Source organism: Ensifer adhaerens, from assembly GCF_002007205.1.
Classification (GTDB): Bacteria; Pseudomonadota; Alphaproteobacteria; order Rhizobiales; family Rhizobiaceae; genus Ensifer; species Ensifer adhaerens_D.
In genome coordinates this window covers 451,672-471,736 of the sequence record NZ_LAZS01000008.1, presented here as the reverse complement: position 1 = coordinate 471,736, position 20,065 = coordinate 451,672, and the positions used below count along the sequence as shown (strand labels likewise).

Annotated in this window: 14 protein-coding genes; 6 read left to right on the top strand and 8 right to left on the bottom strand. The window is 63.3% G+C overall.

Annotation, left to right across the window (positions count from 1 at the left end; translation table 11 throughout):
- Positions 1-12: 12 nt before the first annotated feature.
- Entirely contained in the window at positions 13-1,848 is a 1,836-nt protein-coding gene (locus tag XB14_RS20465) for an ABC transporter ATP-binding protein (protein WP_077963427.1), read from the top strand.
- Positions 1,849-1,941: 93 nt separating this feature from the next.
- Here XB14_RS20465 and XB14_RS20460 read toward each other — a convergent pair whose 3' ends face one another.
- Complete coding sequence (locus tag XB14_RS20460) at positions 1,942-2,418, bottom strand: Lrp/AsnC family transcriptional regulator (RefSeq protein ID WP_034787587.1); 477 nt, start codon at positions 2,416-2,418, stop codon at positions 1,942-1,944.
- A 143-nt stretch (positions 2,419-2,561) separates the two neighbouring features.
- On the opposite strand from XB14_RS20460, the gene XB14_RS20455 reads away from it, so the two are divergent.
- The 5 genes from XB14_RS20455 to XB14_RS20435 all read left to right on the top strand — a co-directional run bounded on the left by XB14_RS20455 (position 2,562) and on the right by XB14_RS20435 (position 10,245).
- Entirely contained in the window at positions 2,562-3,581 is a 1,020-nt protein-coding gene (locus tag XB14_RS20455; RefSeq protein WP_077963426.1) for a 1-aminocyclopropane-1-carboxylate deaminase, read from the top strand.
- A 50-nt stretch (positions 3,582-3,631) separates the two neighbouring features.
- On the top strand, positions 3,632-6,019 hold the full coding sequence (locus XB14_RS20450; RefSeq protein ID WP_077963425.1) for a 1-deoxy-D-xylulose-5-phosphate synthase N-terminal domain-containing protein: 2,388 nt from the start codon (positions 3,632-3,634) through the stop codon (positions 6,017-6,019).
- A 159-nt stretch (positions 6,020-6,178) separates the two neighbouring features.
- Positions 6,179-6,934: an alpha/beta fold hydrolase gene (locus XB14_RS20445; protein WP_077963424.1), complete on the top strand. Its 756-nt coding sequence runs from the start codon at positions 6,179-6,181 to the stop codon at positions 6,932-6,934.
- Positions 6,935-7,122: 188 nt separating this feature from the next.
- Complete coding sequence (locus XB14_RS20440) at positions 7,123-8,307, top strand: glycoside hydrolase family 5 protein (protein WP_077963423.1); 1,185 nt, start codon at positions 7,123-7,125, stop codon at positions 8,305-8,307.
- A 117-nt stretch (positions 8,308-8,424) separates the two neighbouring features.
- Positions 8,425-10,245 (top strand): adenylate/guanylate cyclase domain-containing protein, encoded by a 1,821-nt coding sequence (locus XB14_RS20435; protein ID WP_179119626.1) that lies wholly within the window; start codon positions 8,425-8,427, stop codon positions 10,243-10,245.
- A gap of 65 nt (positions 10,246-10,310) precedes the next feature.
- On the opposite strand, the gene XB14_RS20430 is transcribed toward XB14_RS20435, so the two are convergent.
- The 7 genes from XB14_RS20430 to XB14_RS20400 all read right to left on the bottom strand — a co-directional run bounded on the left by XB14_RS20430 (position 10,311) and on the right by XB14_RS20400 (position 20,061).
- On the bottom strand, positions 10,311-11,156 hold the full coding sequence (locus tag XB14_RS20430) for a sugar phosphate isomerase/epimerase family protein (RefSeq protein ID WP_077963421.1): 846 nt from the start codon (positions 11,154-11,156) through the stop codon (positions 10,311-10,313).
- Positions 11,153-12,466, bottom strand: a complete 1,314-nt coding sequence (locus XB14_RS20425; RefSeq protein WP_077963420.1) for a DUF6005 family protein — start codon at positions 12,464-12,466, stop codon at positions 11,153-11,155. Before XB14_RS20425 ends, XB14_RS20430 begins: the two co-directional genes overlap by 4 nt.
- Positions 12,463-13,743, bottom strand: coding sequence for an AMP-binding protein (locus XB14_RS20420; RefSeq protein ID WP_077963419.1), 1,281 nt, complete (start codon positions 13,741-13,743; stop codon positions 12,463-12,465). Before XB14_RS20420 ends, XB14_RS20425 begins: the two co-directional genes overlap by 4 nt.
- The gene (locus XB14_RS20415) at positions 13,740-15,476 is read right to left on the bottom strand and encodes an IucA/IucC family protein (RefSeq protein WP_077963418.1); all 1,737 of its coding nucleotides are present in this window, start codon (positions 15,474-15,476) and stop codon (positions 13,740-13,742) included. Before XB14_RS20415 ends, XB14_RS20420 begins: the two co-directional genes overlap by 4 nt.
- Positions 15,460-17,244, bottom strand: a complete 1,785-nt coding sequence (locus XB14_RS20410) for an IucA/IucC family protein (RefSeq protein WP_077963417.1) — start codon at positions 17,242-17,244, stop codon at positions 15,460-15,462. Before XB14_RS20410 ends, XB14_RS20415 begins: the two co-directional genes overlap by 17 nt.
- A 104-nt stretch (positions 17,245-17,348) precedes the next feature.
- Positions 17,349-17,639 carry a DUF2218 domain-containing protein gene (locus XB14_RS20405; protein ID WP_077963416.1) on the bottom strand — a complete coding sequence of 97 codons (291 nt, stop codon included), beginning with the start codon at positions 17,637-17,639 and terminating at the stop codon, positions 17,349-17,351.
- 112 nt (positions 17,640-17,751) lie between these two features.
- Positions 17,752-20,061: a TonB-dependent receptor gene (locus XB14_RS20400; RefSeq protein ID WP_077963415.1), complete on the bottom strand. Its 2,310-nt coding sequence runs from the start codon at positions 20,059-20,061 to the stop codon at positions 17,752-17,754.
- Positions 20,062-20,065 lie beyond the last annotated feature (4 nt).

The following is a 20,065-nucleotide window of genomic DNA, read 5'->3' as shown; positions in this document are numbered from 1 at the left end:
GGAGGAGACGAGATGACCGAGACCCAAGCCCAGCAGGACCGCTCGACGGCGCCCGTTCTCTCCGTCGAGAACCTGACAACTTCGTTCCTGGTCGACGGCGCCTGGAAGCCGGTCGTCCGGGACATCTCGTTTTCGGTCGCGCCGGGAGAAACCGTCGCGATCGTCGGCGAATCCGGCTCGGGCAAGAGCGTCACCTCGCTCTCGATCATGCGGCTTTTGCAGAAGGAGACGAGCCGCGTCGAAGGACGGGTGATGATGGGCGGGCGCAACATCCTCGACCTGCCCGAAAGCGAGATGCGCAACGTGCGCGGCAACGACGTTGCCATGATCTTCCAGGAGCCGATGACCAGCCTCAATCCGCTGTTCACGATCGGCGACCAGATCTCCGAGGCCTTGCTCTGCCACCGTCCGATGTCAAAGGCCGACGCCCGGGCAGAAACCATCCGGCTGCTCGAAAAGGTGCGCATCCCCTCGGCCGCCTCGCGCTTCGACGAATACCCGCATCGGTTTTCCGGCGGCATGCGCCAGCGCGTGATGATCGCCATGGCGCTTGCAAGCCGCCCGAAGCTCCTCATCGCCGACGAGCCGACGACGGCCCTCGACGTGACCATCCAGGGCCAGATCCTCGACCTGATCAAGGTGCTGCAGGAGGAGGAAGGCACCTCGGTCCTGTTCATCACCCACGACATGGGTGTGGTCGCCGAAATCGCCGACCGCACCGTGGTGATGTTCCGCGGCGACGCGGTCGAGACCGGGCCCACGGAGGACATCTTCCTTCGGGCGAAACACCCCTATACCCGCGCGCTTCTTTCGGCCGTGCCGATGCTCGGCTCGATGACGGGCGAGCCGCAGCCGATGCGCTTTCCGGTGATCGATCCGGCCACCGGCCTGCCGAACACCGTGACGGAGGCGACCGACACGGTGCAATCCGGCCGCAAGCCTATCCTCGAAGTGAAGAACCTCGTCAAGCGCTTCGACATTCACGCCGGCCTGCTCGGCAAGCTCAAGGGACGCGTGCACGCGATCGAAAACGTTTCCTTCAGCCTGCAGCCGGGCGAGACCCTGTCGCTCGTCGGTGAATCCGGCTGCGGCAAGTCGACGACCGGCCGGGCCATCATGCGGCTGATCGAGCCAGAAAGCGGCTCGGTGACGCTCGACGGTCAGGATGTCCTCAAAATGGACCGCAGGAAGCTGCGCGAAATGCGCCGCACCATGCAGATGATTTTCCAGGATCCCTTTGCGAGCCTCAATCCGCGCATGACGGTGGGGGCTGCGATCGCCGAACCCTATCTCGAACACAAGCTCGGCACGGCTCGGCAGGCGCGTGAGAAGGTCGCCGATCTGCTCGAACGCGTCGGCCTGCAGGCCGACATGGCCGCCCGCTACCCACACGAGTTCTCCGGCGGCCAGCGCCAGCGCGTCTGCATTGCGCGCGCCTTGGCGCTCGACCCGAAGGTGATTGTCGCCGACGAGTCCGTCTCCGCCCTCGACGTCTCGATCAAGGCGCAGGTTATCAACCTGCTTCTCGACCTCCAGGCAAGCCTCGGCCTTGCCTATCTGTTTATCTCGCACGACATGGCCGTCGTCGAGCGCGTCAGCCACCGCGTCGCGGTCATGCATCTCGGCGAGATTGTCGAGATCGGTTCACGCGCGCAGGTGTTCGAGAACCCGCAGCATCCCTATACGAAGAAGCTGATGGCGGCCGTGCCGATCGCCGATCCGACCCGGCGCCACACGCGCCGCAACGTCGCCAGCGACGAACTCAAGAGCCCCTTGCGCACGCCCGATTATGTGCCGGCCGAACGGCATTACCAGCAGGTCGCCGACGATCATTTCGTCCAGGTCTGACCGGGTTGCACCTATTGGGCCGCATCCGGCACGCTGAAGACGTGCCGGGTCTCGTGTGCCCTTCGATGCGAAAGGCCAATCGTTCGACGACTGTCAGAACGGCAGCCGGGCGTTCTCCTTGACTTCCTTCATCACAAAGAAAGTGCGCGTCTGGCGCACCCCCGGCAGCGCAATCAGCTTCTGACCGTGCAGTTTGTTGAAGTCCGCCATGTCTCGGACCCGGATTTTCAAGAGATAGTCGAAGTCGCCGGCAACGAGATTGCAGTCGAGCACTTCCTTCATCTCCAGCACCGCGCCCTCGAAGGCCGCAAAGCTCTCGGGCGTCGAGCGATCGAGCACAACGCCGACCATCACCAACGCTCCAAGACCGACCGCTGCCGGCGCGACCTCCGCCCTCACGCCGGTGATATGGCCCTCTTCGAACAACCTCTGTGTTCGCCGATGACAGGTCGCCGGACTGACGTTTACCCGCTCGGCGAGGTCGGCGTTCGTCAGCCGTCCTTCGGATTGCAGGGCACGCAGGATCTTGAGATCGATCCGGTCAAAATCGTCATCGGAAGAATCTTTCATTTTCTAACCCGCATTTTGAAGAAAGACAAAACTTGATCGGAATTCTATTCGGTCCGGAGAACTTTGGACAGCAACTTAGAGAGCACCTTTCACGCGACTTCGCCTATCCTTCTCCTGCAATTTTCACACGGAGGCCTGGATCAATGTCACTGCTTGAGAAGTTCGAACGCTACCCCCTCACCTTCGGCCCGACGCCGATCGAGCATCTGCCGCGGCTGACGGCGGCGCTCGGCGGCAGGGTCGAGATTTATGCGAAACGCGACGACTGCAATTCCGGTCTCGCCATGGGCGGCAACAAGCTCCGGAAGCTCGAATACATCGTGCCCGACGCAATCGCGTCCGGCGCCGATACGCTGGTCTCGATCGGCGGCGTGCAGTCGAACCACACCCGCATGGTCGCCGCCACGGCTGCCAAGATCGGCATGAAATGCGTTGTGATCCAGGAAAAATGGGTGCCGCACTACGATGCCGTTTATGATCGTGTCGGCAACATCCTGATGACACGGCTGATGGGGGCGGACAGCCGGCTGGTCGATGACGGCTTCGACATCGGCATTCGCAAGAGCTGGGAGGACGCGATCCAGTCGGTCAAAGATGCCGGCGGCAAGCCCTATCCGATCCCGGCCGGCGCCTCGGTGCACAAATATGGCGCGCTCGGTTACGTCGGCTTTGCCGAAGAGGTGGCGGCACAGGAGAACGAGCTCGGCTTCACTTTCGACTACATCGTCGTCTGCGTCGTCACCGGCTCCACGCAGGGCGGCATGATCGTCGGCTTTGCTGCGCAAAGCCGCGCCGATCGGGTGATCGGCATCGATGCGTCGGGTACGCTTGAGCAGACGCGTTCCCAGGTCCGACAGATCGTCAATTCCACCGCCGAGCTGGTTCGCCTCGGCAGGCCAATCCGCGAAGACGAGATCGTCATCAATCCCGATTACGCCTATCCCGCCTATGGCGTACCATCAGAGGAAACCAACGAGGCGATCCGGCTCGCGGCTCGCACCGAAGCGATGATCACCGACCCGGTCTATGAGGGCAAATCCATGCAGGGGATGATCGACCTTACCCGCAAGGGCTTCTTCCCGGAGGGGGCTCGCGTTCTCTACGCCCACCTCGGCGGCGCGCCGGCGCTCAACGGCTACAGCTACTACTACAAGGACGGCTGAGTCCTTGGCCTAGACTGTCACCTTTCGTCCTTCTCCATCGGAACCTGGCGATGACCGACACGACCCACCTGAAGACCATTGAAAAGCGCCTGCTCTGGCTCTCCCACTGGATGATCCATCACGCCAACCACATCCGGCCGAAGGTCGACGGCATCAAGACTGGGGGGCATCAGGCCAGTTCCGCCTCGGTCGTCTCGATCATGACCGCGCTCTATTTCTCGGCGCTGCGGCCGGAGGATCGTGTTGCCGTCAAGCCGCATGCGGCGCCGGTCTTCCACGCGATGCACTATCTGATGGGCCGGCAGACGCGCGAGAAGCTAGTGAACTTCCGCGGCTTTGGCGGCGCGCAGAGCTATCCGAGCCGGACCAAGGATGTCGACGACGTCGATTTTTCGACCGGCTCTGTCGGTCTCGGTGTCGGCATCACCGCACTTGCATCAATCGTCCAGGATTTCGTTCGCGCCAAGCAGTGGGGCGAAGGCAAGCTCGGGCGCATGGTGGCGCTCGTCGGCGACGCCGAGCTTGACGAAGGCAATGTCTACGAAACGCTGCAGGAGGGATGGAAGAACGACCTTCGGAACTGCTGGTGGATCATCGACTACAACAGGCAGTCGCTCGACGGCATCGTGCGCGAAGGGCTGTTCGAGCGCGTCGAGAAGATCTTCGACGCCTTCGGCTGGGACGTGGTGCGGGTCAAGTACGGCGTGCTGCAACGCGCCGCCTTCGCCGAGCCTGGCGGCGAAAAACTACGCGACTGGATCGACCGCTGCTCCAACCAGGAGTATGCGGCGCTCACCTTCATGGGCGGTGCCGTCTGGCGCAAGCGGCTCGCCGATGATCTCGGCGACCAGGGCGACGTCTCGGCTCTCATCGACCGGCGCAGCGATGCGGAGCTTTCCGCGCTGATGGAAAACCTTGGCGGCAACTGCGTCGAGACCATGGCCGCGACGTTTGCCGCTATCGACCACGACCGGCCCACCTGCTTCCTAGCCTATACGATCAAGGGCTGGAGCACGCCGATCGCCGGCCACAAGGACAATCACGGCGGCCTGATGACGACGACCCAGTTCGCCGAATGGCAGGCGCATATGGGTGTCGCGCCCGGCGAGGAATGGGAGCCCTTTGCCGGCGTTCCAGATCGAAAGGCGCTCGAAACGTTCCTCGCCTCGGCGCCCTTCTTCGCCGACGGCACGCGCCGCCATGCCGATCGCCGGCTTGAGGTGCCGCCGATTGCGTTCGAGACGCAGCGCGAGATCTCGACGCAGATGGCCTTCGGCAAGATTCTCGACGATCTCGCCAAGGGCAAGTCGGAGCTTGCCGAGCGCATCCTGACGACATCGCCCGATGTCACCGGCACGACCAGTCTTGGCGCCTGGGTGAACCGGCGCAAGCTCTTCGCGCGCCAGCCGCTCGCCGACGCCTTTATCGAGCACCGCATCGCCTCGACCGCGAAATGGGAGTTCACGCCGCAAGGCCAGCATCTCGAGCTCGGCATAGCCGAAATGAACCTGTTCCTGCTTTTGGGTGCGGCCGGCCTCAGTCATTCGCTGTTCGGCAAGAGGCTGATCCCCATCGGCACGGTCTACGACCCCTTCGTTTGCCGTGGCCTCGATGCGCTGAACTACGCCTGCTACCAGGATGCCCGCTTCATGATCGTCGGCACACCCTCAGGCATCACGTTGGCGCCGGAGGGCGGCGCGCACCAGTCGATCGGCACGCCGCTGATCGGGATCAGCCAGGATGGCCTCGCAGCCTTCGAGCCGGCCTTTGCCGATGAGCTTGCCGTCATCATGGAATGGGCTTTCGACTACCTGCAACGCGACGGCGACAACGACCCGGACGAGCGCACCTGGCTGCGCGACGAGACCGGCGGCTCGGTCTATCTGCGGCTCACCACCAAGCCGCTCGAACAACCGCTGAAGCGCGTTGACGACGACTTCCGCCGGGGCGCGATCGACGGTGCCTACTGGCTGAGGAAGCCGGGTCCCAACTGCGATATCGTCATTGCCTATCAGGGGGCCGTCGCCGATGAGGCGATCGCTGCGGCGGGCATGATCGGGGAGGTCCGCCGCGACATCGGCGTGCTTGCGGTCACGTCCGCCGACCGCCTGAACGCCGGCTGGACGGCGGCACAGCGCGAGCGAGCTCGCGGCAACCCGCGGGCGACAAGCCATATCGAACGGCTGCTCAATCCCCTGCCCGATCATTGCGCGATCGTCACCGTGATTGACGGCCATCCGGCGACACTTTCCTGGCTCGGGGCGGTCGCCGGCCATCGAACCATCCCGCATGGCGTCGAACACTTCGGCCAGACCGGCACGATCGGCGACCTCTACCGACATTTCCGGCTCGACCGTAACGCCATTTCGGCGTCGGTCGCGGCGCTGACTGCGGGCAGGCGTGCACCAACGGAACAGGAAGCGCTGCTCTTTCCGTAGCGGCTCTCCGCTTCACCATCACCATTGAAGGCGAACGAGATCACGCTGCCCACAGGCAGCGGGCGGGCTCGTGCGCCTTCCAAATTCGAGAAGCGTCACTGCTCCCCCAGAAGACGCCGCGTGCAGGGGAACCGAACCCTCAAGAAAAGGAAAGATACAATGCGAAAGACAAGAATTCTGGCGGCCACGCTCCTGGCATTGGTGGCTGCCCCGCTCGGGCAGGCTCTTGCCGACCCCATCAAGAACGTCGTCATCGTGCACGGTGCGCTTGCCGACGGGTCCGGCTGGCGCAAGGTCTTCGATCTCCTGAGCGCCAAGGGCTTCAACGTCACTGTCGTCCAGCCACCGATGACCTCGCTTGGCGATGACGTAGCGGCGACCAGACGCATCCTCGAGCTGCAGGACGGCCCCTCGCTTCTCGTCGGCCACAGTTACGGCGGCATGATCGTGACGGAGGCCGGAACAACCGACAATGTCGCGGGTCTCGTCTATGTCGCCGCGTTCCAGCCGGATGCAGGCGAGAGCCTGCTTGATCTTGCCGCTCGCACCCCGGCGGCCACCAACGGCATCGCCGCAACCAGAGACGGCTACCTCTACCTCGACCCGAAGGTCTTTGCGCAGGATTTTGCAGCCGATTTGCCCGAGCAAGAGGCTCGTTTCATGGCCCACTCCCAGGTCTTTCCCGCGAAAGCTGCCTTCGAGACGAAGATCACCGCACCGGCCTGGAAGAACAAGAAGAGCTGGGCGCTGGTCGCTACCGAGGATCGTGCCATCCATCCGGAACTGATGCGGACCATGGCCAGGCGCGCCGGCAGCGAACAGGTCGAGGTAAAGGCCAGCCATGCGGTGTTTCTGTCCCAGCCAGCGGCTGTCGCCGCGTTGATCGAGAAGGCAGCAACCGCGCTTTCCGACTGAACGCGCGGATAGCCACGACCAAGGACATTGCGGCGGATTGACCATCCGCCGCAAAGCCGCTTTCTGGCAGGGATGACGCCCGCTGTTCCTCAAGCTGTTCCCCAGGGAACATCGGTGAAGCGATCCGCCGGTAGGTTGGCGGCGCAAATCCACTTCCTCGAAGGCCAGAACCCAGAAAGATCAACCGCATGCGCCTGATTGCCTCCGCCCTCCTCGCTTTCAGTCTCACAGGCCCGGCCGCTGCCGCCGATCTCATCACCTTCTGGGACAAGCCCCAGCATGGCGGCAACAGTTTCAACCGGCTGCCGCCGGACGACGCCTATTTCAAAGCGTTGGCGGGGTACGGCGCCACCTGGGTGCGCCTCTCCTATGACAAATGGACACCGGCCGGTCGCGACTACCTGATCGGTAATGCGGACAAGTACGAGGGCATTCCGGCGGCAGACCTGAAGACACTTAAGGAAACGCTCGATCGCGCCGACAAGGCGGGCCTCAAGGTCGTCATCGCGCCGCTGTCGCTTCCCGGCATGCGCTGGGCGCAGAACAACGGCAATCGCTTCGACGGCCGCCTCTGGCAGGACAAGATCTGGTGGGACCAGGCAGCAGCCTTCTGGCAGGATCTGGCCCGCGAACTGAAGGACCATCCGGCGGTCGCCGCCTATAACATCGTCAACGAACCGGCGCCCGAAAAGAAAAACGGTCTTGCCGAACATGCCGACCTGGAGACGATGCAGGCGTGGTACGACGAAAAGGCCGGCAGCGCCGCGGACCTGAAGGCCTTCTACGAGACGGTGATCGCCGCCATCCGCGCGGTCGATCCGGCAACACCGATCATGGCGGATGCCGGCTGGTATGCGGCCGCCGACGCCTTTTCCTATTGGCCAGCCGCGTTGACGGACCAGAAGGTGCTCTACAGCTTCCACATGTACGAACCCTATGCGGCGACGAGCGCACCGAACATGAAACGCGACAAGCCCTATGCCTATCCCGGCAAAGCACCCTTCGGCGACGGCGAGGAGACATGGGACAAGGCGCGGGTCGAGGCCTATCTGGCAGAGCCAGTGCGTTGGGCAAAAGACAGGGGCGTGCCGCTCAATCGGCTGGTCGCAGGAGAATTCGGCTGCATGCGCCTCTGGTCCGGCTGCAGGACCTATCTTGAGGACGTGTTGGCCACGTTCGACAAGGACGATCTGCACTGGGCTTTCTACAGCTTCCGCGAAGACGCCTGGGACGGCATGGACTACGAACTGGGTTCGAAGAAGGTCGGGTGGAAATACTGGCAGCAGATGGAGGCCAACGAGCGCGACACCACGCCGCGCAAGGCGACACCGGAATTCGCGCCGATCAGCAAGCGGCTCGAAGGGACAGATTGACGCAGAGCGGCAAAGCACGACACACGGTTGGAAAAAAGCCCAAAACAGCTAGAAGACGGTGCATTCCTTGCGGGGCTACGCGAACTGCGCGCACCTGCTGCAACACGGGGCATGCACGTGCAGACGAACAAGGCGGCTGACGCCGAAACACACAAGCGAACCATTTCGCTATCGCGGACGCTGGCGATCGTGATGGCGGCACTGGTCGCACTGACCGCGGCAGTCATCCTCTCCGTGGTTTGGTTCATGTCGGCGGGAACCACCCGCGATCTGCTCGTTCAATCGGCCCATCTCGGCCTGGAAGCGGTGCAGACGCAAATCGGCAGCCGCTTTTCGCCCGTCGAGGATCAGCTCGCCTTTCTGGCGCGAGAGGTCGGCGCTGGCCGTCTCGATCCGAAGAATCTGCCGGAGTTCGAGCGTGTGATGACAGGCGCTCTGGCAGCAACACCGCAAGTTCGGGTGCTCTCCTTCGTCAGACCCAACGGCGATCTTATCGGGGTTACACAAGGCCCAAAGGGGGTCTTTTCCTACACCGACAAGGTCACCAGCGACAACGAGCGTTCGGAGATCGAGGAGGCGCGACGCAGCGGCACGCCCCATTGGGGACCTGTCTATTTCGTGCCCGATCCGGCGATACGAACGTCGGTTACGAACCTACAGCAGCCGGCAAGCCACAACGGCGAATTTGCGGGCGTCTTCCGCGCCACGATCACGGTCGACACCATGTCCGACTTCCTGCGCCAGATTGCCGTCTCGAACCCCGGGACGACCCCCTTCGTTCTCTATGGCCGCGATCAAGTGCTCGCCCATCCGCTGATGGCCTCGGGCCACCCGCTCCTTTCGGCCGAACACCGGTTGCCGAAGCTCGACGAGCTGGGCGATCCTTTTCTCGCCGCACTGTGGAAAGGTCCGCCCGAGACCTTCGACGATACGGACATGGAGGTGCGCGCGGTCAAGCAGGGAGATGATGGACGCGTCATCCTGACACGCGAAATCCGCGGCTATGCTCCGTCCGCGCTCATCATCGGCGTCGAGGTTCCGATCGAATCGGTCGAGAAGCCGATCTGGGATCTGCTGCGGGCCGGCATTGCCGGTCTCGTCGTGCTGTTTGTCGCGATCATCATCGCGTGGATTGTCGGCCGCCTGATCGTTCGCCCCGTCACGAGCATGGCGCGGGAGGTGCGTGCGGTCGGCATGCTCGATTTTGCCGCTCTGCGCCCGCTTCCCGGCAGCCTGTTCACCGAGCTCAACGAACAGGCCAAGGCGTACAACACGATGCTGACAGGCCTGCGCTGGCTCGAGACCTATGTGCCGAAGAAGCTCGTGCGCCATCTGATCGGCAGCGAGGATCTGGCATCGACCCAACGCACCGTCACCATCATGTTCACCGATGTGGTCGATTTCACCGCGACGGCAGAAAAGACCTGCGCCGGCGACGTGGCAGCGCTGCTCAACAGCCACTTCGACCTGCTCGGCAACTGCATCGAAAGCGAAGGCGGAACCATCGACAAGTTCATCGGTGATTGCGTGATGGCCTTCTGGGGTGCGCCCGACGCGCAGAAGGATCACGCCGACCGTGCCATCCGCGCCGCACGCGCGATCGCCAAGGCCATCGCCAGGGACAATGCGGACCGCCGTCGACAGGGCCTTCCACCGCTCCGCGTTCGGATCGGCATCCATTCCGGCCCTGTTGTCGCCGGCAATATCGGCATGACCGGACGGTCCGCCTATACCATCGTCGGCGACACCGTGAACGCCTGCAACCGGCTGGAGCAGCTCGGCAAAGCGATCGCGCCGGGTGAAGAAGTGGTGATCCTCCTCAGCGGCGAGACCTTCGATCTGGTGGCCGAGGATCGCTCCGACCTCGCCCAGCATGGCAAACATTGCCTCGCCGGGCGGACCGAAGAGACCGAGATCTACCGGCTGCGCACGGTCTAACGGCCAACTGCTCGCCGACATCAGACGGCGAGCAGCCTTTCAGCGCTTCGATTGTGGGCAAGGGCCTAGAGGTTTGCTGCTCTGCGAGCCGGTGCGATCCCCTCGACGACCAGACGGACCCGCGTGCGGTCGCGACGCAGAGTTTCGAGGCAATCATTGCCGAACCATTCCAGCGACGCATCAACCTGCGACTCGCCGGCGACCTCCGCCAGGAACCGATCATAATCGACAACCCCTTCGAAAAGTGGCGTCATGCCGCGGCGGCTGCCGGCGGCAGCGTAGACGTTGGCCGGCTCGAAGACCGTAAGGTCTGCCCGGCTGACGATGTTCTTCAGGTGGTAGTGGCGAATGTGCGGTTTCATCGTGCGGTGCACGGCGACCGGATCGTCGCCACCTTCCCACACATGCAGGGTATCGAAATTGATCGCGAAATAGGGATGGTTCACCTCTTCGATCAGCCTGTTGGTCGAGGCTGCCGTGTCAGCCAACGTCTTCGGGTGAGTTTCGGCAAGCAGATGGATGCCGTAACTGGCGGTGATGGTGCAGATCTCCTTCAGGCGCTCGACAATTTGTTGCCGCTCGTCGGCACTCACTTCGAGGCTGCCGCGGCTTCCCGCAAAGGTGCGGATCTTGCGGGTGCGCCACCGCCGGGCAAGCCGGCAAAGCTCCACCGCCTTGTGCCGCAGGGCCTCCACGTCGCCGTCGAGCGGCAGGTAGTCGCTGATCATCGGCACCGACAGGCCGTAGCCATCCAGCCATTCCGCATTGCGGTCGGCACGTGGCGCCAGATTTCGCGCATGTGCGCCCCAGAGTTCGATGCCCTGGAAGTCGTTGGCTTCGGCCCAGGCGGCGATCTCGTCGAGCGATATCAGCTGATGCCGGAAGGTGATGGTGCAAAGCGAAACTCTCATCGCGCAACTCTCTTCAATGGGGGATGGCTTTCGGCGGGGATGGCAAGATCGCACCAGAGATCGAAAGCCTCGGCGAGCTTGTTTTTCAGTTTCGTTTCGAGCCGGTCCGCCTCGTCGAGGCGCTCGAAGACAGGCTGCGCCAAGGCGCGGTCCCCGGTCTGGGCAAGCTTCATGCAGGCGTAGTGCAGGGTCTTCAGCGACTGGACCAGCGACTCGATTTCCTCACACCACCGTTCGAACTCGGCCGAAGGCAGTTTCAGCGCCCGCCAGTAGAAGGCGAAGCCGTGCTCATAGGCATATTTGCGGATGGTGATGACCGGCAGCTCCCGCACCGCCGTGCCAAGATCCGCGAGCGCGACGCCGTTCGTCCCGTCGAGATGCGCGGCAACGATTGACCGAACCGCATCGACCAGCGGATTGCAGTCCCGGACGAAGCAGGCCTCGAAATAGGCTTTCAGATCTTCGGCAAACGGCGTGCGCGCCTCGGCATTGTCGAAGACATAGCCGCCGCCGACCGTCGGCTGCATGATGGCATGGACGACCTTTTCCTTGGCGATCTCGCCTTCCCAGCGATAGTCGGGGTCGTTTACGAACCAGGTCTCGGGATCAGCCGTTTCCTGCAGCATCAGATAGTGCGGGAACGGGTTCTGGTTGAACTTGTTCTCCCGCTCCGGCAGGTGGAACATGTCGAGCATGACCATCACCGAACCCGTTTCGCTGCGCTGCTTCAGCAGGCCGGTGAGCACCGCAAGGTTGTCGAGCTTGGTGCGATCCGGGTCGTACCACTCGACGACCGAGACACCGTAAAGCCGCTCGAACCAGCCGCGAAAGAATTCCTGGGTGATGTCGGGCGCGTGATAGAGAAGCTCGAAACGCTCGCTGACCGCGAACTTCGCGTCCCAGACGCCGAAATAGAACGGCCGCTGATCGAGCCCGTTTCGCTTCAGGCCATCCGAGACGCAGCTGACGAAGCAATGAACCTTGATGTCGTAATAGGCCTCGCCGTGCACGCCTTCGTCGCTCGTCCCGCCCGTGAGCGGAAAGGCCGGCACGATGGCGGCGGTCGGCTTGGGCACATAAAGGGCAACGAGATCTGCGACCGTTTCGATCTCCTGCTTCGCGATCGCCTCTTCCGGCACCGACAGCCCGTATTCGAGCTCGAGATTGAGGAAGATTTCGAGGATCAGGACGGAGTCGAGATAGAGGTCCTCGTTGAGGCGGGCATCGAGGCCGAAGCCGTTCATATGGCCATGCGCCATCTTGTCAATGAGGACGGCCTCGATCGCCGCCAGAACTTCGCTTTCGGTCATGATGCGGCTCCCGCGATCGACTTGTTGAATTCGCCCGCCAGATGACGTGCCGCGACATCGCGACGGCTGATCTTGCCGTTCGCCTGGCGCGGAACCGCATCGATCTGCAGGATCTCCATCGGCAACTGGTGAGACGCGAGGTGCCGGCTGCACCATTCGCGCACCGCCTGCGGTGCGACTGGTGTCTCTGCGCTGAAAAGCAGCGCGACGCGCTCGCCGGCAAACCGGTCGGACTTGCGGAAGGCGACTGCGTCGGTGACCGCAGGCATGGCCATGACGGCATCCTCCACGTCCTTCGGATAGACGTTGAGGCCGGAGACATTGATCATGTCGTCCAGACGCGAAACGAAGACCAGCATGCCGTCGGCACGAAGGTAGCCGAGGTCACGCGTGTGGATCGGCGAACCGTCGCCATTTTTGACGACGATCTCACCCGCATCCTCGGCGCTGCTGCCGGTCGCCGCGATCAGATGCGGCAGGACGAAACCCATGTCGCCGGCGGACGTCACATCCGGATTGATGGCGATGCAACCGGATTCCGAGCAACCATATTGCTGGAACATGAACCGGCTCTTCGCGCGAATGTCGGCGAACCACGGGTCGGGAAGCAGCGTGCCCGAGGTCATCGTCGCGTGGATCTGTTCGCCCGCGGGCATCAGCCGCGCCAGCGTGTGCAGGATCGCCGGCGAGGAATAGAGCAGCGGCCTTTCGGTCTCGCGCAGTATCTTCAGGAGATACTTCGGGTTCGCGGTGTTGACGATGACGGGAGTCTGCCCGCGCTTCAGCGCCACCAGGATACCGCAGATCAGCCCGTAGGAATGGGTGGTCGGGCAGGCGATGACCGGCGTCATGTCCTCCGGTTCGCGGAAGGTGGCGACATAGCTCTCGATCTCGGCATCGATCTCCCGCCAGCTGCGCGCCACGCATTTCGGCGCGCCGGTCGTGCCAGAGCTCATCTGCAACAGCGTACCTTCGGACGAAGGCAACTCGGATGTTTCGAGGACTTCGGCCGTTAGGCTGTTGTAGAACAGCCGGTCGCAGCCGGCGCCGATCGCGAGCTTGCGCGCAGCCTGATACGGTGTGCCCGGATGGATCGGCAGCACGCTCGCCCCCGCCTGGCGGATGGCAAAAAACAGCGCCAGCCAATCGACCGTTTCCGAGAAGCAGACGGCGTAGCGGCCGGTATCTTGCGCGCGAAGGCCGATCTCGGCCGCGAGCTCGGCCGATCTTTTGTTGAAATAGGCCTCGTCATAGAGCCTGTCGTCGATACGGATCATGGCTTTCTCCTTCGTTGGAGCGTCCTTGCGGCCAAGGCGTTCGCCACCTCGTGGTGGTATTCCGGCTTGAGCGCGAGCAGCTTCCTCGTCATCAGGGATTCGGTCAGGATGCGGGGCTGGTCGCAGCTAAGCTGCGCCAGCCGCTCGGTCGCGGCGTGCTCCCCCTCATAGGAGGCAAGCACGGTTTGGACGCGCTGCCAGAAGAGTGCCTCCGGCAGGTCGTAGCAGTGGTCGAGAAGATGGGAGATCTCGCTGAGATTGTAGACGAACAGCGTGTCCATCACCAATTCGCGCAGCGAATCCAGGTTCTCCGTCCAATAGAACTGGTCGGGCTCCGCATCGAGGTACGCCGAATGGAGTGACAGGAAATCCGGCGCCTTTTCCGGCGCGCGCAGAAAGCTCGGCGAGAACTCGATGCTTTCGTGGAAGTCGCGCAGGATGAGCCTGACCGGCCAGCCGTCGCGATGGACGAGCAACATGTTCTGCCCATGCGCCTCGACCGCCAGGCCATGGTGGACCAGGAGGTGCCAGACGGGCAGGACCGCCACTTCGATCAGCCGGTTGATGAAGGGCATCAGACCGAAGCGCCTGATCCAGTCGTCGGCAAACGCGCGCCCGTCTGCCTCGACCATCATCAAGGCATTGAAAGGGATGACGGCCTCGCCGGGTGCGAGCGTCGCTTCCGCGTTCTCGCGCCAGATGGCTGCAACCTGTCCCGCCAAAGGTCCGTCGCCATCGGCGATGATGCCGGCAAATTCCTGCAGGATGGTCAGCGGATAACGCTCACAAAAGGCCGGATCGCCCGCAACCATCCCGGCGATCCAGCGCGAGATCACCGGTGCCGTGCAGACCGAATGCGGCTCGAGTATGCGGCGCGACGAGGTGTTGACGATGTTGAGCGGCAGCTTGATGCTCGAAGCGAGGGGCCGGTCCCGGTTCAACAGCGAGCGAACCGACTGCGTCGCCGTGTATCGGTCCCCCGCTGGACCGAGGCAAAGGACTTCGCCGGCGGCGATCCAACCGGCAAGCCGGGTCTCACGGAGCTCGCGCCATTGCCAGGGATGCAACGGTAGAAGGCCGAAGGCATCCGGCGAAACGCCGCGCTGCTGCCGTTTCGACCGCAGTTCGGACCAGATTTCCTCGCCCAGTTCCGCTTGCCAGAAGGCCTCCTCGTCGCAAGGCAGGGCCTGGCGCAGATGTTTTCGCGCGATGAGCAGCCAGACGAGCTGGAACGCTTCTCCCGTCTCCGGCCCATAGGCCGCATGGTCGGCAACGGAAAAGCCGGTGCGCGCCTTGTAGCAGGGATGATAGGGATGCCCCTCGTCAAGCGCGCCCTCCAGCTCGGAAAATGGCAAGGCGCGGCGCGGCCGAGCCGGCACACGGCGCTCGTTCCAGGCGCTGAAGGCAATCGTCTGCGTGAGTTCGTCGAGCAGCTTCCCGCGGGTCGGACCGCTGCCCGGCAGGGCGGACACCAGGTGCGCCAGCGGCGGCACGCCCCAGCCATCCGCGTCGTCGCGCATCTCCACCGATCCCGCCGCCAGTCGCAGCCGGCCAAAGGGGCCGATGGCACCGCGGCAGCGGAACTGCCGGCCCCCGAGCGACCATTGGAAGTTCGTGACATCGCCGTCCGTCTGCTCGCTGGCCTCAACGATGCCTTCGAAAAGCAGGGCGGCAACGAGCTGGCGAAGCACCCGCTCGTCCGGGCGGCCCTTGAGATCAAGAGGCAATGGCATGATCGGTCCTCGGCACGGTCAGAACGGCCGGCGCCCGGAGTGGGTTCGGCACGGGGCGATAAAGGGACGGCGCATTGCCGGATTGCAGTTCGTCCACGTCGTAGAGGCGCGTCGTCAGATTGGCCTTGGAGACGATCGTCGGCAGATCGAGGACGTGACGGGCAAAGTCGCGACCGGCTGCGGTCATTCGGGCGGCATAATGCTCCAGATGCGTGCGCAACTCGCGCAGGAGCAGGCTCTCGTCGCAGAGCCCGTCATGGCCCATGCGGCTGATCACCGAGAAGACCTGATTGACGATCAGGTAGTAGGCGAAGCGATCACGGATTTCGCTCTCGGCAAAATAGAGCGACGCGATCCTTTGTGTCTCCGGAACATGGCCGGCGATCAGGCTGCGATAGCGTTCCGAGAGGTAGAAGCCCTGATTGTCTCTGTAGTAGCTGACGCACGGATAGCCGGCGCCGACGTCCAGCAGGCTGTTTTGCTGGTGCGCTTCGAGCGCGACGCCATAGTCATCGTAAAGGCGGATCAGCGGTTCGACGGCGCAGTCGAGATAGCGGCGAAACCAGAGAAGCGACGCGTCCGCCAGGCTCTCGCCCGTGCGCGCGGCGACCGTCCGAACCAGCCGTTCGAGGCGGGAGACCTGCCCCGGAAGGGGATCGGCGGTCAGGGCCGCGACAGTGACGACGCCGCTTCCCCTGTTGCCGGAAAAGGGGTTCTCCCGCAGGATGACTTCGAAGCCGCTCTCGTTGCGCCCCGGCAGATCGAGCGTGATATAGGCGGGGTCCTGGATGATGCGGAAGTTTTTGGACCGTTCGGCAAAACCGATCCGGTCGATCAGCTTTGCCATCGCGACGCCCGCTTCGAGCTCCTGGCGACGGTTCAGGCGCACGGAGTTGGTGATGCGCACGGGCAGGGAAAACTTGAGCATCCAGCCGGCATCGGCGCCGTAAACCGTGCGCACCGATGACGTCGCGGTGAAGTCAGGGCCGGCAGGGCCGAGATGACGCAGCCGCCCTTCCCCCAGCATGCCCCGGATATCGGGATCAAGCAGCAGGGCTTCGGCCTGAAGCGGATGCATCGGCAGCAGATATTCGTCGGCGGGAAGCGCCATGCCGTCGGCATCCGGCCCGACCAGGGAGCGGACGATCTCAGGCGCTGCAAATTCGCGGGCGCAATCGTGCCTGATATCGGCGCGTTTCGCCGCGAAGTAGTGCAGCTTGAACTGGCCGCGCAGCTCCGGCGCGTAGGATTCCTGCTGCCAATAGGTCATGCCCTGGCGGCTCTTCGGCGTCGGATGCTGCCAGTGTCCGAAGACGAGCGCCTGTTCCGCTTCGATGAAGTGGTCGCCGTCCGCCGGTCCTGGCTCGGCCCTGTCGATGTAGAGCGCGGTCTGCTGGTAGCTTTCCAGCACACGCATCAGCAGTTCGAGTTCGAAACCGCGCAAGGCCTCGGCCCTGGCCTCATCGGCCTGGCGGTAGCATTCATGCACCAGGATATGGAGCGCCGATATCAGTTCGATCTGGCGCCATGTGGCGTCGGAAACGCCCCTGCCCCAGACCCTGCCGAAGTGGTGCGGGCCGCAGAGCGACGGCGACGTCACCTCGACGCGCAGGATCATGTGCTGTCTTGGAAGAGACCACTCGACGCAGTCGAAAACGCCGCCCGCGGCGCGATGCATGGCCCGGATACCGGGGTTCACTTCGCGCAGGTAGCAGTTTGCGAAGCTTTGAAAGGTGGCGATTTCTGCGATTTGCCTAGACGATTGCATCCTGTCGATCCTCGGCACGCGACACGCACAGCCGCGCATTTGCGTTGGCGCTTTCGACCAACACATTGAATTTTCTTGTCGGAACTGGTTTGCGAACGGTCCGCTTAGCCGGCCGGTTGCCAGGCAAGCGGGCCGGGCTCTTCCTTGAACGCGAAGCGCAGAAGATGGCTTTCGATCACCGATTTCGTGTCGGCGAGATTGGCATCGTCGGGCGAGCTGGCGCGGATGCCCAGGCCATCGGCTGCGGCCTTTAGATAGCCGGTGCCGCAGGAGAACCGGAGCTCGGCGCGATCGCCCGCCTGTTCAACGTCGATCTTGTGGGCGAAATGCTTGCACAGTTGCGTCAGGTATTTCTGGCCGTCTTCCGTCGCAAAATGGGTGGTCGCTTCTTGCATTGGAACTTCCTGTCTATCGGCTTTCGCTGCCCGGGCGGCCGGAAATGACCGCCTGAGCGTCTTGGGTGCTGCCGCCCGGGAGGATCCGGCAGCAATAGTCGGGACCGTCGCGCTAAAAACTCGCTCTGGCGGTCAGGATGAAGGAACGGCCCGGCTCGTAGAGTGGCGTTACCGCTTTGAACTCCTGGCCGTAGGTTGCCCGGTCCGAATAGGTCTCGTCGAAGATGTTCTTCAGTTCCGCCCGCAGCGTGAGATTGGTCCGCTGCGGTGGCACATATTCGACAAACGCGTTAAAGACCTGATAGCCTTCCAGCGCGCTGCTGCCGTGAGGAACATCGTCGTAGTCGAGCGCAATTTCCGCATCGGCGCCGAGGGTGACGCCCCAGTCCGCCAGCGTGTGGACTGCCTGCAAGGTAATGATCTGGCCGGCCGGGGTGGCAAGATAGGTGCCGAGATCGGAGTCCGCGGGCTTGCCGTCGATTTCGACGTCGATATTGGCGTATTTCACCTTGAAATAGCCATCTCCCCAGGTGTAGCCGCCGCCGATCTCGAAGCCCCGCGAGCGGACGTCGTGCGCGTCGATCCCCTTGGTGACCGCAAAACGCGGCGTGCGGGCGTCATCGATATCCGTCTGGAAAACGCTGCCTTCGACGGTGAAGCCGTTGTAGTTTGCCTCCAGCCCGAGGATGTAATTGTCCGCCGTCACCGGCTTCGGGCCCTGTCCATAATCCCACTTGGGATTGATGATGAAGTTTTCGGCAAGCGGTATGCCGGCCCAGACATGCGAATAGCCGGCCTTGGCCGTCAGCAGGTCCTCGATCAGATCGTATTCACCCGAAACATTGCCGCTGAAGCCGGAATTGGTCCACTCCTGACCGGTGGTTCCGGTGAAGTGCTGATTGTCGCCGCGGGCGCCAAAGGAAAGGCGCGTTCGTTCCCACGGCTCGAGCCGTGCTTGGGCGTAGAAGCCGAGGTTGCGGGCCTTTTCCGAGCCGGAATCGAACATGTCCCTGAGTTTCGCCTCGTCGTCGTAGAAGTCGATGCCGGCGATCACGTTGCCGATGTCGAGGGAGAACTTGTTCTCGAACTTGCCGTTGAAGCCGTCCGATGCACCGATCCCCTGGTAGCTGACGGGTAGACCGGGCGCCGGCTTCGGAAAAACAGGCACTTCGACTTCGGTCTTGCTGTAGGCAAGCAGCAGCGTCGGATCCCACCACCCCTCGGGCGTGCTGTCGGTATAGGTGAAGACCGTGTTGCCGCGTTCGAGCGTATAGTCGCGGATAGGCGGCTCCCACGGCTTGCTGCCCGTCGTCGACCCCATGTTGGCCCGGAACGGACGCGGTGCATCGTCCCTTATGCTGTCGTGGCTGATCTCGAAGCGGTCGCCGCTGTCGAACTCGTAGGCGAGTTTGCCAAGCCCGCTCAGGAGGTCCGTGGAGGTACCTTGCACCTCCTGGCCGTTGCCGGCCGTGAAATCGTTACCCTTGCCGAAATTGAAGTAGCCGAGGAACTCGAGCCCGTCCTGCATGCCGTAGGCCGAGAGCCCCGTCGTCACGGTGTCGCCGTTGAAATTGTAGCTGGACGTGACGAAGCCGCCGAAGCCGTCGCCATCCAGCAGATCGCGTGCATCGATCGTTTCATAGGAAATAGCACCGGCAAGCGCCCCCGGGCCGGCATCGGCCGGCGCAACGCCGGCATCGACGCTGACCGTTTTCAGAAGGCCCGGATCGATGAGGTTCGTGCCGTTGTGATGGAAGACCTTGTTGTTCTGGCGGCCGCCATCCATCGTCACGGCAAGGCTGGTTTCCTCGATACCGTGGACATAGACCTTCTGCGACATCGGCAGCGAGCTGCCGACCGAAATGCCGGGCTCGCCCGAAAATACATCGGCAATGTCGGCCGGGTTCTTCCGCTTAAGGTCTTCCGACGAGATGACGATCTCGCCGGCACCGAGCGGACCGGCACCGAAAGCCGAGATCGGATTGAGCACCGTTGCGCCGTCCGTGGCGACCGCTTCGCTGCCGCCTGCCGAGAGAGGCGCGCCGACCAGCGCGGTACCACCCGATATGCTGTAGGAAATGCCGGTGCCGGAAAGCAGCCGCGCAAGCGCCTGGTCGACCGTGAACGTTCCGCTAACTGTGGCCGAGCGAAGTCCCTGCGAGGTTGCGGCCGCCAAGGTCACTTGTAGGCCGGACTGCCGTCCGAAGGCATTCAGCGCGCTGGCAAGCGGCTGGGAAGGGATGTCGAAAGCGCGGGCATTGCCGACGCGGGATGTAGACTGCTGGGCCGACGCGGTGGAAACGGGTATCAGGGCGAGGGACGAAAACGCGGCGATCGCCGTCGTCGTCAGCAGGCGTCCTCCGCCGTGGCGACGTCCTGCCTTGAAAATCAGATGTCCCTTGCGGCGTTTCGGCAAACGCATTCTA

Coding starts and splice junctions, on each gene's coding strand:
- XB14_RS20455 (WP_077963426.1), top strand. CDS start 2,562: ATGTCACTGCTTGAGAAGTTCGAACGCTACCCCCTCACCTTCGGCCCG.
- XB14_RS20405 (WP_077963416.1), bottom strand. CDS start 17,639: ATGCAAGAAGCGACCACCCATTTTGCGACGGAAGACGGCCAGAAATAC.
- XB14_RS20400 (WP_077963415.1), bottom strand. CDS start 20,061: ATGCGTTTGCCGAAACGCCGCAAGGGACATCTGATTTTCAAGGCAGGA.
- XB14_RS20445 (WP_077963424.1), top strand. CDS start 6,179: ATGCGAAAGACAAGAATTCTGGCGGCCACGCTCCTGGCATTGGTGGCT.
- XB14_RS20450 (WP_077963425.1), top strand. CDS start 3,632: ATGACCGACACGACCCACCTGAAGACCATTGAAAAGCGCCTGCTCTGG.
- XB14_RS20465 (WP_077963427.1), top strand. CDS start 13: ATGACCGAGACCCAAGCCCAGCAGGACCGCTCGACGGCGCCCGTTCTC.
- XB14_RS20430 (WP_077963421.1), bottom strand. CDS start 11,156: ATGAGAGTTTCGCTTTGCACCATCACCTTCCGGCATCAGCTGATATCG.
- XB14_RS20410 (WP_077963417.1), bottom strand. CDS start 17,244: ATGCAATCGTCTAGGCAAATCGCAGAAATCGCCACCTTTCAAAGCTTC.
- XB14_RS20460 (WP_034787587.1), bottom strand. CDS start 2,418: ATGAAAGATTCTTCCGATGACGATTTTGACCGGATCGATCTCAAGATC.
- XB14_RS20420 (WP_077963419.1), bottom strand. CDS start 13,743: ATGATCCGTATCGACGACAGGCTCTATGACGAGGCCTATTTCAACAAA.
- XB14_RS20440 (WP_077963423.1), top strand. CDS start 7,123: ATGCGCCTGATTGCCTCCGCCCTCCTCGCTTTCAGTCTCACAGGCCCG.
- XB14_RS20415 (WP_077963418.1), bottom strand. CDS start 15,476: ATGCCATTGCCTCTTGATCTCAAGGGCCGCCCGGACGAGCGGGTGCTT.
- XB14_RS20425 (WP_077963420.1), bottom strand. CDS start 12,466: ATGACCGAAAGCGAAGTTCTGGCGGCGATCGAGGCCGTCCTCATTGAC.